This is a genomic window from Kitasatospora sp. NPDC096077 (assembly GCF_040303245.1).
Classification (GTDB): Bacteria; Actinomycetota; Actinomycetes; order Streptomycetales; family Streptomycetaceae; genus Kitasatospora.
Window position 1 is genome coordinate 34,391 of record NZ_JBEOSV010000069.1, and the last position, 12,028, is coordinate 46,418.

Below are 12,028 nucleotides of genomic sequence, written 5' to 3' on the forward strand. Positions count from 1 at the left end.
TGCAAGAGTGTCATGTCGCAACGACGACAGTGTAGGTGCCCAGCCCTTCGGCGCGGGCCGCAGAGTCGGTAACCACGAGTAGCGGTCGGCTTCCGGTTTTTCATTTTCAATTCATTATTTGCGCGGGCGGTCCGGTTACGGTCACAATCAGCGCCTCCATGGCTTCACCATGAACGTTGGTAACAGGTTCGCTGCACTCTCGCCCAATTGGTCCCTCGCACCGCCGACCCTCGACCAGGATGGGCGCCGGGCAGCCTGCTGCCCGCGAACAGCTACACGGGCAGGCGAGCGCCGAGCAGTGCGGTGCCTGTCCCAAGGGGAGGATCAGAACATGGGTCGAGCGACCCGAAGAGTTGCCGCTTGCGCAGCGGCAGTTCTGCTGGCCAGTGGCCTGCAGATCACCCTGGCCCACGGCGACACCACGCCGGCGCCCAGGATCGACCTCACCGTCCTGGTCATCGACGACGGGGGCCCCTCCGTCGCGGCGATCACCGCCGAGCTGAAGAGCCAGGGCACGCCGTACAAGGTCGTCAGCCTCAATGACCCCAACCGCCCCGTGATCAACTCCGCTTTCCTCAGCGACACGGTGAACGGGCTCCCCCGGGGCAAGTACCAGGGCATCGTGCTGCCCAACGAAAACCCCTTCCCCAACAGCGCCGCCGAGATGACCGCGATCGCCACCTACGAAGCGGCTTTCAACGTCCGGCAGATCGACGCGTACACCTGGGCCAGCCCGGCCGTCGGCCTGAACTACGCCCAGAATCCGGGATTCGTCGGCACCCTGGACGGATTCCAGGCGGCCACCACGACCGCCGGAACTTCGGGCCCGTTCGGGTACCTCAAGGGCAGCGTGCCGTTCGAGGACAACGACCCGAACGTCAGCGAGAGCTACGGCTACCTCGCCACCCCGCTGGCCAACCTGCCGTCCGGCGCCTCCTTCGTCCCGCTGGTCGACGCCGCGATACCCGGCTCGACCACCCGCGGTTCGCTGGTCGGCGAGTACACCCACGACGGCCGCAAGGAACTGGTCGTCACCTTCGTCTACAACCAGTACCAGCAGCAGTACCGGCTGCTGGCCCGCGGCATGGTCGACTGGATCACCCAGGGCGTCCACCTCGGCTACGACCGCAACTACTTCGCCACCCACGTGGACGACGTGTTCCTGGCCGACGACCGCTGGGACACCGTGCTCAAGTGCACCCCCGGTGACGTCACCTGCCCGCCCGGCACCCCGGACACCGCCAACCCGATCCGGATGACGCCGGCCGACGCCCAGCACCTCAAGCAGTGGCAGGCCGCCAACAACTTCACCATCGACATGGTGTTCAACGGCGGCGGCAGCGAGGACTGGAAGGCCGACCACCAGACCACGGTGGACCCGACCGCCAACCAGCTGATCGCCGACCAGACCAGCTACCGGTGGGTCAACCACACCTTCACCCACCCGTACCTGGGCTGCGTGCAGGACGTCTCCGTGGTGCCGTGGAAGTGCACCAAGGACGCCTCGGGCAACACCGTCTGGGTGGACCAGAACACCATCTCCACCCAGATCAAGCAGAACTTCGACTGGGCCACCGCGAACGGCCTCAAGGTCGACCCGCAGGTCCTCGTCACCGGTGAGCACTCGGGTCTGCTGACCGCTCCGCAGGAGACCAGCGACAACCCGTACCTGGCGCCGGCGCTGGCCGCCAACGGCATCAAGTACACCGGCAGCGACGCCTCCCGCGAGCCCGCCCAGCGGGCCGTCGGCTCCTCCACGCTGACCGTGCCGCGGTACCCGATGAACGTCTTCTACAACGCCGGTACGGCGAAGGAGGAGGCCGACGAGTACAACTGGATCTACACCAGCAAGGCCAACGGCGGCAGCGGCGTCTGCGAGAACAACGCCAACTCCACCTGCCTGCCCCAACCGCTGGACACCGCCACCGGCTTCCAGTCGTACATCGTGCCGCTGGAGGCCCGGATCGACCTCGGCCACGTGCTGAACAACGACCCGCGGCCGCACTTCGTGCACCAGTCGAACCTCTCCGAGGACCGGATCATCTACCCGGTGCTGGAGAAGATCCTCGGCACCTACCGCTCGCTGTACACGGACAGCGCGCCGATCGTGAACCTCGGCGAGCGCGAGATCGGCCAGGAGTTCCAGAAGCGCGCCGCCTGGAACAAGGCCGTCACGGCCGGTCAGGTCACCGCGTACAAGATCGGCAACACCGTCACCGTCAACGCGCCGGCCGGTGTTCAGGTCCAGGCCACCATGCCGACCGGAACTGCTCAGAAGATGGCCATCGGAACGGCCGCCTTCGGTTCGGCCTACGCCGGTACGCTCTCGGGCTGGGTGTCCCCGGGCGCCCTGCAGAGCAGCGTCGTTCTGCAGCTCCCCTCCGGCAGCGCGCCGGCCGCACCGGCCGCCGTCACGCCGAACGTCGCGGCCAAGTCCGTGCCGGCACCGGCGCCGGCGGACAAGAAGGTCGTGCCGCAGGGCGTCGCCACCCCCGTCCCGGTGGGCCCGAGCGACGTCACCCGCAAGCCCGCCCAGTCGCTCGTCCCCGGCAGCGGAACCCCGGTTCCCGGCAAGGACGTCGTGCCGGGCGCCGGCACCCAGGGCAACGGCGCCCAGACCGGCAAGCCGTCCGGGGGGACGGCCTCGCACGGCACCACCGGCACCGGTAACTCCGGCCACCGGTAACCCGCAGCACCCCGTGGCGGGGTCGGGCCGGGCAACCGGTCCGGCCCCGCCACGGCTCCCGCTCCGACCACCCAGGCCGGACAGACCACGCAAGAACAGGAGGGGGGACAGGAATGCGCGTCACCCTGCTCACCGAGGGGACGTACCCGCACCAGCACGGCGGCGTGAGCGTCTGGTGCGACCAGCTCGTCCAGGGCATGCCGGACGTCGACTTCGACGTCATCGCCGTCACCGGGACCGGCCAGGAACCACTGGCCTGGGAACTGCCCGCCAACGTGCGGTCGGTCACCACCGCACCCCTGTGGGGCCCTGCCGCGGAGGCCCGGGCGCCGCGCGGCAAGGAGATGCGGCGCTTCCTCAACGCGTACGAGCGCTTCCTCCACTCCATCCTCGACCCGGTCTACACCACCCACTTCGGCACCGAGCTGTACGGCTTCGCCGACCTCGCCCGGCGCGGGCTGCTCAGCCCGGCGCTGCGCAGCGAGCGCGCCCTGCGCACCCTCCAGCACGTCTGGACCCGCGACTACCTGCCCACGGCCGTCTCCCGGCCGACCCTGCACGACGCGCTGAACGCCACCGACCTGCTGGAGCACGCGCTGCGCCCGCTGTCGGTCGAGCCGCCGAAGGACGGCGTCGCCCACGCGGCCAGCGGCGGCCTCGCCACCCTGCCGGGGCTGATCGCCGCCCAGCAGTACGGCGTACCGTTTCTGCTCACCGAGCACGGCATCTACCTGCGCGAGCGCTACCTCGGCTACCGCACCGGCCCGTACCGCTGGCCGGTCAAGGCACTGCTGCTCGGCTTCTACCGGATGCTCGCCGAGGAGAGCTACCGGGTCGCCGCGCTGGTCACCCCCGGCAACCGGTACAACCGGCGCTGGGAGGAGCGCGGCGGCACCCCGTCCGCGCACATCCGCACCGTCTACAACGGCGTGGACCCGGCCGCCTTCCCGCCGGCCGGGCCGGAGCCCGAGACGCCGACCCTCAGCTGGGCCGGCCGGGTCGACCCGATCAAGGACCTGGAGACGCTGATCCGGGCCTTCGCCCTCGTCCACCAGGAGATCCCCGAGGCGCGGCTGCGGCTCTTCGGGGGCACCCCCAAGGGCGGCGAGGCGTACCGGGACGGCTGCATAGCCCTGGCCGCCGAGCTCGGCGTGGCCGACTCGGTGGCCTTCGAAGGCCGCGTCGCCGACATCACCGACGCGTACGCGGCGGGCAACGTGGTAATGCTCTCCAGCATCAGCGAGGGCTTCCCGTTCACCCTGATCGAGGCGATGTCCTGCGGCCGGGCGACCGTCTCCACCGACGTCGGCGGCGTGCGCGAGGCGGTCGGCGACACCGGACTGGTCGTCCCGCCGCGCGAGCCCGAGCCGATGGCGGCCGCCGCGATCGAGCTGCTGCGCGACCCCGCGCGGCGCGCCCGGCTCGGCGAGGGCGCCCGGCTGCGGGTCATCGAGCAGTTCACGCTCCGCCAGAACATCGACGGCTTCCGGGGCATCTACACCGAACTCCTGGGCACCGCCCGCTGGATGCCCGGCGGCATGGTCGCCGTCACCGACCAGGCGCCCAGCCCGGACTGGGACCAGCAGCTGACCGCCGCCCGGCCCGAGTTGGCCACCGCCCGGCCCGAGCCGAGCGAGGTCGGAGCGTGAACGAGCGCAGCGAGCGAACCATCGAGAGGCGCGTGTCCCGCTCCGCGGCCGCCGAGCCGAGCGAGGTGGGCGCATGAGTGGTCCGATCCGCCTCGTTCCGGACGAAGGTGGCGCCGAGCGGACGATGCAGCTGCGCACCCTGCCGCTGAAGCGCCGCCGCCCCGCCCCGCCCGTCGAGCCCGACCCCGCCGAGCAGCTCGACCTCTCCGACGACCCGCTGGACGAGCTCGCCGAGCGCCTGCACGACATCTGCGCCGACGCCGTCCACCCGTACGAGATCGCGGCCTTCCTGGAGTCCGACGGCCTCTCCGACGAGCAGGCCGCCCTGCTCTACGGCCGCCCCGACGCCTTCACCGTCGCCGAGGAGCTGTTCGAGAAGGTCGAGCGCCGCTACCCCGGCCAGGGCTCCGAGTTCGCCAACCCCTGGCGGGCCGACCCGTGGCGCTGCGTGGTGCGCGGCCTGGTGTTCGCCCTGCCCGGGCTCGGCTACCTGCTCGGCGCCAACCTGTTCGCCACCGCCCGGATGCGCTTCGGCCTGCCCTCGGGCATGCTCGCGCTGTCCGTCGCCACCCTGGTCAGCTGGGGCTTCAACCAGGCGCTGGCGCACCGCGCCTACCGCTGGCTGGGCCGGCTGCGCCGCCGGGAGGCCGCGGTCTGCCTGGCCGTCGGCGCACCGGCCGGGGCGCTGCTGGCCTCCGCCGCCGCGTACGTGGTCGGCGGGCCGCTCGGCGCGCTGTGGTTCGCCGCCGGACAGTCCTGCTACCTGGGCGCGGCCACCGCGCTGCTGGTGCTCGGGCGGGAGAAGTTCCTGCTGCTGGCGCTGGCCCCGGCCTCGGTCGGCGCGGGCGTGGTGCTGGCGGTCGACGTCCCGGAGACGGTCCGTACGGTGGTGCTGCTCGCCTCGGTGGTGCTGGCGGTCGGCCTGGCCGCACGGGAGCTGCTGGTCGCGGCCCGCAGCGGCGACCAGGACGGCGTGGACCTCAAGCTGCCGATCCGCCAGGAGGTCCCGCACCTGCTGTTCGGGCTGGCCTGCGGCGCGCTCACGCTGATCGCCGGCCTCGGCGAGACCATCCACCAGGCCGTGCAGGCCGCCTCCCACACGGCCCACACCCCGGTGCACGGCGGCCACACCGCGCCCTCCGGGGTGAGCACCACCCCGACCGGGCCGGCCATGATCGCGCTGACGCTCAGTCTCGGCCTCGCCGAGTGGCTGCTGTTCCGCTACCGGGCGATGGCGGTGGCCGCGCTGCGCACCAGCCACACCACCGGGCAGTTCACCCGCCGCACCGGCGGGATCCTGCTCGGCTGCCTGTTCATCTACCTCACCACCGTGGCCGCGCTGGACGCCGCCGCGACCGTGCTGTGGCCGGGCGCCCCGTCGCTCGGCGTGCCGCAGCTCGGCGCGATGCTGCTCCTGGGCGGCTCGCTCTGGCTGGCGCTGCTGCTGAACGCCTTCGGGTTCAGCTGGAGCACCGCCCTCATCTGTCTGGCCGCCGCGGTCGCCGAGAGCGTCGGGCTGCTGACCGGTGCGGATCCGATCGTCCTGCAGCTGATCGGCTGCGGGGCGGCCGCGCTCGTCCTCACCGCCACCGCCGGGCCCGCGCTCGGCCGCACCACCCAACACCGCTGAGTACCCGCCTCCTCCGAGGCACCACCGGCCGGGCGTGCTCAGACGTCCGGCCGCCCCGAACATCGAGAAAGCGAATCCGCATGAGCAGCGTCGCGGTCACCGGAGCCGAGGGCTTCATCGGCTCCCACCTCGTCGAGACCCTGGTTGCCGACGGGCACCAGGTTCGCGCGATGGTCCAGTACAACTCGTTCTCCTCCTTCGGCTGGCTGGAGACCCTGCCGCAGGAGGTGCTGGACTCGGTCGAGATCGTCCTCGGCGACGTCCGGGACCCGGGCTCGGTCAACGGCCTGGTCAAGGGCACCGAGGCGGTCTACCACCTGGCCGCGCTGATCGCGATCCCGTACTCCTACCGGGCGCCCCACTCGTACGTGGACACCAACGTCACCGGCACCCTGAACGTCCTGGAGGCGGTGCGCCACCAGGAGATCCCGCGCCTGGTGCACACCTCCACCAGCGAGACCTACGGCACCGCGCAGACCGTGCCGATCACCGAGGACCACCCGATCAACACCCAGTCCCCGTACGCCGCCTCCAAGGCCGGCGGGGACCGGCTGGCCGACAGCTACCACGCCAGCTTCGAGACCCCGGTCGTCACCCTGCGCCCGTTCAACACCTTCGGCCCGCGCCAGTCGATGCGCGCCGTCATCCCCACCGTGATCGCCCAGGTCGCGGCCGGCCAGACCGAGATCACCCTGGGCGACCTGCGCCCGACCCGCGACTTCACCTTCGTGAAGGACACCGCCAACGCCTTCCGCACGGTGGGCACCGCGGCCGCCGAGACGGTGGTCGGCCGGACCTTCAACGCCGGCACCGGCGGCGAGATCTCGGTCGGCGACCTGGTCACCCTGGTCGGCAAGCTGATGGGCGTCGACCTGGTGGTGAAGGAGGACGAGCAGCGCATCCGTCCGACCAACTCCGAGGTCATGCGCCTGGTCGCGGACGCCACCCGGCTGCGCGAGGCCACCGGCTGGGCCCCGAACTTCACGCTGGAGCAGGGCCTGGAGCAGACCATCGAGTTCTTCCGCGACCCGGCCAACCTGGCCCGCTACAAGACCGACATCTACAACGTCTGACCGCCGTAACGATCATGCTCGTCCTGGTAGCCAAGGTTCGTGTCCTACACACCTTTTCCGTGGGGGAAACACCATGCACGCAGTGATCCTGGCCGGCGGTAAGGGCGTCCGCCTCCGCCCGTACACCACCGCGCTTCCCAAGCCGCTCGTCCCGATCGGCGACCAGCACGCGATCCTGGAGATCGTGATGCGCCAGCTCGCCGCCTCGGGCTTCAAGACCGTCACCCTGGCCATCGGCCACCTCGGCCACATCATCCGCGCCTACGTCGGCAACGGCTCGCAGTGGGGCCTGCGGGTCGGCTACGCCGTCGAGGACAGCCCGCTCGGCACCATGGGCCCGCTGCTCACCATGCAGGACCGCCTGCCCGAGCACTTCCTGGTGATGAACGGCGACATCCTGACCGACCTGGACTTCGCCGGGGTGCTCAAGCACCACGAGTCGTCCGGCGCCCCGCTGACGATCGCCACCTACGCCCGCCAGGTGAAGATCGACTTCGGGGTGCTCACCACCGACTCCGGCACCATCACCGGATTCCAGGAGAAGCCCAGCATCGACTACCGGGTCTCGATGGGCGTCTACGGCGTCTCGCGCTCGGCGCTCGCCAAGTACACCCCCGGCCTGCCGCTGGGCTTCGACGAGCTGGTGCTCGACCTGCTGGCCGCGAACACCCCGCCGGCCGCGTACGACTTCGGCGGCTACTGGCTGGACATCGGCCGCCCGGACGACTACGACCGGGCGAACGCCGAGTTCTCCTCGATCCGCCCGGTCCTGATGCCCTTCGAGTCGACCGGCGCCACGCCGGGCCTCGCGGAGCTGCCGATCCCGGCCGCCCGCACCGCCCCGGACGCCACCGTCGACGAGCCCGCCGCCGCGGGCGCCGAGAGCGACGGACGGGCCGCGTGAGAATCCTGCTGCTCGGCGGCGACGGCTTCCTCGGCCGTCACGCCTCCGCCGTCCTGCGGTCACTGCCCGGGGCCACCGTGCTGACCGCGGGCCGGCGTCCCGCCCACGACCTCCGGCTGGACCTGGGCACCGCCCAGGCCGGCCCGCTCGGCGAGGAACTGGCCGCGCTGGCCCCCGACGTGGTGGTCAACTTCGCCGGCGCGGTGGCCGGCAGCGCGGTCAAGCTCGCCGAGGTGAACGCCCGCGGACCGGCCGTGCTCTGCGAGGCGCTCGCCCTGGGCGCCCCGAAGGCCCGGCTGGTGCACATCGGTTCGGCCGGCGAGTACGGCGTCTGCGCCGAGGGCGAGTCGCTGACCGAGCAGGCCGACGCCCGCCCGGTGGGCGTGTACGGCGCGACCAAGCTGGCCGGCTCCCTCGCGGTGGCCGGCTCGGCGCTGGACGCCGTGGTACTGCGGGTGTTCAACCCGGTCGGCCCGGGCGCACCGGCGGGCTCGCTGCCCGGCCGGCTGGCGGCCGAGCTGCGCCGGGTGGCGCCCCGGGGTGCCGACGGCGTGGTCACGGTCGGCGACCTCTCCGCCTTCCGGGACTTCGTCGACGCCCGGGACATCGCCGCGGCGGTCGGCCTGGCCGTCACCGCCGAGGGCCCGCTCCCCCGGGTGCTCAACCTCGCCTCCGGCCGGGCCCAGCGGGTCCGGGCGATCGCCGACGGCCTGGTCGCGGCGGCCGGCTTCACCGGCCGGATCGACGAGAGCGGGGCCGGCTCCGAGCGTTCTGCCGCGGTCTCCTGGCAGCAGGCCGACGTGTCGGCCGCCGCCCGGGAACTGGGCTGGCGCCCGGCGACCGACCTCGCCGACACCCTGCGCGACCTGTGGCTCAGCACCGCCGAGCCCGCGCCGACCCCGGTGGTCGCATGACCGGGACCACCCCCGACGGCCGCCTGCTGGTGCCGCTGTACGTCCACCCCGCGGTGGACCCGGCGGCCTGGCGGGCGGTCGCCGCCGCCGACCCCGCCCGGATCGCCGCCGTGGTGCTCAACCTCGCGGACGGCCCGGGCGAACACCCGGACCACGTCTTCGCCGAGGCCGCCGAGGAACTCCGCGCGGCCGGGCTGCCGTTGGTCGGCTACGCCGACACCGACTACGGCCGCCGGCCCCACGCGGCCGTGGTCGCCGACATCCTGACGTACCGCCAGCGGCACGGCATCACCGGCGTCTACCTCGACCAGGTCGCCACCCACCCGGGCGCGCTCGCGCACTACCGGCGCCTCGCGACGGCCGCCCGGGCGGCCGGCTGCGGCACCGTGGTGTTCGGCCACGGCGAGCACCCGGACCCCGGCTACGCCGAGGTCGGCCTGGCCGACCTGCTGGTCACCTTCGAGGGCGACTGGGACGCGTACCGCGAGATGACCCTGCCGCTGTGGACCGGCCGCCACGCGGCCTCCCGCTTCTGCCACCTGGTCTACGACGTCCCGGCCGAAGCCGCCCAGGACGCCCGCGCACTGATCGCCGCCCGGCGAGCCGGCGTCGGCTGTGCCGTACCGGGCGCCGGGGAGAACCCCTGGCGCACCCTGCCCCACGATCTGACCGCCGCCGAACTGACCTGACCCGACCCGGAGTTCGACTACCGTGAACCGCCGCAACCGGCTGCTGCCGGCCGCCCTGGCCCTCGCCACCGCCACCGCCCTGCTGGTCAGCTCGTGCAGCAGCTCGGGCTCGGAGGACGACCACGACTCGGCCGACGGCTCCCAGAGCACCTCACCGACGGCCACCGCCCCGAGCAACCCCGACACCGGGACGCCCGGCACGCCGAGCGGGACCGGCACCGGCCCGGCCCCCGGCACCCCGAGCGGCACCACCGCCCCGGGCACCCCGCCGGGCACCACCCCGCCCGGCACCACCACCCCGCCGACCGGCGCCCGCTGGCAGCCCACCCCCGGCCTGACCTGGCAGTGGCAGCTCGGCGGCACCGTGGACCAGTCGGTGGACGTGCCGGTCTACGACATCGACGGCTTCGAGAACGACGCCTCGGTGGTCGCCGCGCTGCACGCCAAGGGCCGCAAGGTGATCTGCTACATCAACGCCGGCTCCTGGGAGGACTTCCGCCCCGACTCCGCCGCCTTCGCCAAGTCCCTCCAGGGCTCGGACACCGGCTGGAAGGGCGAGAAGTGGTTCGACATCCGCAAGCTCGACCAGCTGAAGCCACTGATGGCGGCCCGCTTCGACATGTGCCGGAGCAAGGGCTTCGACGCCATCGAACCGGACACCATCGAGGCCTACAACCAGAACAGCGGCTTCCCGCTCACCCCGGACGACCAGCTCGCGTACAACCGCATGCTGGCCCAGCTCGCGCACGAACGCGGCCTGGCGATCGGACTGAAGAACGACCTGGACCAGATCCCCGCGCTGCTGCCGGACTTCGACTTCGCGGTCAACGAGGAGTGCTCGCAGTTCGACGAGTGCGACCGGGTGTCGCCCTTCATCAAGGCGGGCAAGGCGGTATTCCACGTCGAGTACAAGCTCGACACGGATCAGTTCTGCGCCAAGACCAAGGCGCTGGGCTTCAGTTCGATGCAGAAGAAGCTCGACCTCAACGCCTGGCGCAAGCCCTGCTGAGGCCGGTCCTCCCGATGCGTACCGTCGCGCGGGTGACCCGGACCGGGGCCACCCGCGCGAGGGTCACTTGACCGCCAGCCAGACGACGGCGCCCAGGACGACCAGGGCGACGACCGCGACCAGCGCGATCACGCCGGTGCGACTGCCGCTGTTCTTGCTGCTGCCGTAGGTGGAGACGGAACCCGGTGCCTGACGCGCCGGGGTCTCGTCGACGAACGCCCGGAACATCTGGGTGCTACCGGCGGGGTCGTAGTCGTTGTCAGCCATGGCACGGACTCTAACGAATCCGCCCACCTCAGGCACACCCCGGACCCCTCCTCGGGCGAACACACCACCCGCGCGTGCGACGGCGGTACGACCGGATCGTGAATTCCGTGTGATCGACGGAATGCGCTGCCGCACAAGCGGGTTGACTTCGGTCATGACCGGAAACCAGAGCCGGGTCCGCCTCGGCACCTCCGACCTGTCCGTCCACCCGCTCTCGCTCGGCGGCAACGTCTTCGGCTGGACGGCCGACGAACAGCAGTCCTTCGCCGTGCTGGACGCCTACGCGGCCGCCGGCGGCAACTTCGTCGACACCGCCGACGTCTACTCCGCCTGGGCCCCCGGCAACACCGGCGGCGAGTCCGAGACGGTCATCGGCAACTGGCTGCGCAGCCGGGGCAACCGCGACGAGTTCGTGATCGCCACCAAGGTCGGCAGCCACCCCGAGGCGAGCGGACTGGCCGCGGCCACCATCAAGTCCTCCGTCGAGGGCTCGCTGCGCCGCCTGGGCGTCGACCACATCGACCTCTACTACACCCACCGGGACGACGACACCCCGGTCGAGGAGTTCGTGACGGCCCTGGACGAGCTGGTCCGCGCGGGCAAGGTCCGGGCCGTCGCCGCCTCCAACATCTCCGCCGAGCGGCTCGCCGAGGCGCTGTCCTTCGCCGAGCGCGAGGGCCTGGCCAAGTACGTCGCGGTGCAGCCGCACTACAACCTGGTCTCCCGCGCCACCTTCGAGGGCCCGCTGGCCGAGGTGGTCGCCGAGCACGGCCTGGCCACCGTGCCCTACTACGCGCTCGCCTCCGGCTTCCTGACCGGCAAGTACCGCCCGGGCGGCGCCGGCGTCGACAGCGCCCGGGCCGAGGGCGCCGCCCGCTACCTGGCCGAGCCGCGCGGCCCGAAGGTGCTGGCCGCGCTGGACTCGGTCGCCGCCGAGCACGGCGTCGAGCCCGCGAGTGTCGCCCTGGCCTGGCTGGCCGCCCGCCCGACGGTCGCCGCCCCGATCGCCAGCGCCCGCACCGTCGACCAGCTGCCCCCGCTGCTGGCGGGCGCCACGCTGCGGCTCACCCCGGAGCAGACCGCGCTGCTGGACGAGGCCTCGGCCTGACCGGACGCGGGGGGGGGGGGCGGGGGGCGGGGGGTCGGGGGGCCGGCGCGAGCGGGCGCGCCCGACCCCGACGCACGAGGCGGGGGGGGTGGACCCGGA

Annotated in this window: 9 protein-coding genes and 1 pseudogene; 9 read left to right on the top strand and 1 reads right to left on the bottom strand. The window is 72.5% G+C overall.

The window, feature by feature from the left end:
* Positions 1 to 331 precede the first annotated feature (331 nt).
* The 8 genes and pseudogenes from ABTZ03_RS36285 (at position 332) to ABTZ03_RS36320 (ending at position 10,554) form a co-directional block, all read left to right on the top strand.
* Positions 332 to 2,686, top strand: coding sequence for a hypothetical protein (locus tag ABTZ03_RS36285; protein ID WP_350517441.1), 2,355 nt, complete (start codon positions 332 to 334; stop codon positions 2,684 to 2,686).
* Positions 2,687 to 2,799: 113 nt separating this feature from the next.
* Positions 2,800 to 4,335 carry a GT4 family glycosyltransferase PelF gene (gene pelF, locus ABTZ03_RS36290; protein ID WP_350517442.1) on the top strand — a complete coding sequence of 512 codons (1,536 nt, stop codon included), beginning with the start codon at positions 2,800 to 2,802 and terminating at the stop codon, positions 4,333 to 4,335.
* A gap of 73 nt (positions 4,336 to 4,408) precedes the next feature.
* A complete protein-coding gene (locus ABTZ03_RS36295) occupies positions 4,409 to 5,965 on the top strand; it encodes a hypothetical protein (protein ID WP_350517443.1) in 1,557 nt (518 codons plus the stop codon).
* 80 nt (positions 5,966 to 6,045) lie between these two features.
* Positions 6,046 to 7,038, top strand: a complete 993-nt coding sequence (locus tag ABTZ03_RS36300; protein ID WP_350517444.1) for an SDR family NAD(P)-dependent oxidoreductase — start codon at positions 6,046 to 6,048, stop codon at positions 7,036 to 7,038.
* A gap of 73 nt (positions 7,039 to 7,111) precedes the next feature.
* Positions 7,112 to 7,813: pseudogene (locus ABTZ03_RS36305) on the top strand (nucleotidyltransferase family protein); the annotation flags it as partial.
* 125 nt (positions 7,814 to 7,938) lie between these two features.
* On the top strand, positions 7,939 to 8,856 hold the full coding sequence (locus ABTZ03_RS36310; RefSeq protein WP_350517445.1) for an NAD-dependent epimerase/dehydratase family protein: 918 nt from the start codon (positions 7,939 to 7,941) through the stop codon (positions 8,854 to 8,856).
* Complete coding sequence (locus tag ABTZ03_RS36315) at positions 8,853 to 9,545, top strand: spherulation-specific family 4 protein (protein ID WP_350517446.1); 693 nt, start codon at positions 8,853 to 8,855, stop codon at positions 9,543 to 9,545. The genes ABTZ03_RS36310 and ABTZ03_RS36315 overlap by 4 nt, the downstream gene beginning before the upstream one ends.
* 22 nt (positions 9,546 to 9,567) lie before the next feature.
* Complete coding sequence (locus tag ABTZ03_RS36320) at positions 9,568 to 10,554, top strand: endo alpha-1,4 polygalactosaminidase (protein ID WP_350517447.1); 987 nt, start codon at positions 9,568 to 9,570, stop codon at positions 10,552 to 10,554.
* Positions 10,555 to 10,617: 63 nt separating this feature from the next.
* On the opposite strand, the gene ABTZ03_RS36325 is transcribed toward ABTZ03_RS36320, so the two are convergent.
* The gene (locus ABTZ03_RS36325) at positions 10,618 to 10,821 is read right to left on the bottom strand and encodes a hypothetical protein (RefSeq protein ID WP_350517448.1); all 204 of its coding nucleotides are present in this window, start codon (positions 10,819 to 10,821) and stop codon (positions 10,618 to 10,620) included.
* Positions 10,822 to 10,975: 154 nt separating this feature from the next.
* On the opposite strand from ABTZ03_RS36325, the gene ABTZ03_RS36330 reads away from it, so the two are divergent.
* Complete coding sequence (locus ABTZ03_RS36330) at positions 10,976 to 11,929, top strand: aldo/keto reductase (protein ID WP_350517449.1); 954 nt, start codon at positions 10,976 to 10,978, stop codon at positions 11,927 to 11,929.
* Positions 11,930 to 12,028: the final 99 nt, after the last annotated feature.

Excerpts from the sequence above, each read along its gene's own strand:
- pelF (WP_350517442.1), top strand. The coding sequence starts at position 2,800 with ATGCGCGTCACCCTGCTCACCGAGGGGACGTACCCGCACCAGCACGGC.
- ABTZ03_RS36325 (WP_350517448.1), bottom strand. The coding sequence starts at position 10,821 with ATGGCTGACAACGACTACGACCCCGCCGGTAGCACCCAGATGTTCCGG.
- ABTZ03_RS36315 (WP_350517446.1), top strand. The coding sequence starts at position 8,853 with ATGACCGGGACCACCCCCGACGGCCGCCTGCTGGTGCCGCTGTACGTC.
- ABTZ03_RS36285 (WP_350517441.1), top strand. The coding sequence starts at position 332 with ATGGGTCGAGCGACCCGAAGAGTTGCCGCTTGCGCAGCGGCAGTTCTG.
- ABTZ03_RS36300 (WP_350517444.1), top strand. The coding sequence starts at position 6,046 with ATGAGCAGCGTCGCGGTCACCGGAGCCGAGGGCTTCATCGGCTCCCAC.
- ABTZ03_RS36330 (WP_350517449.1), top strand. The coding sequence starts at position 10,976 with ATGACCGGAAACCAGAGCCGGGTCCGCCTCGGCACCTCCGACCTGTCC.
- ABTZ03_RS36295 (WP_350517443.1), top strand. The coding sequence starts at position 4,409 with ATGAGTGGTCCGATCCGCCTCGTTCCGGACGAAGGTGGCGCCGAGCGG.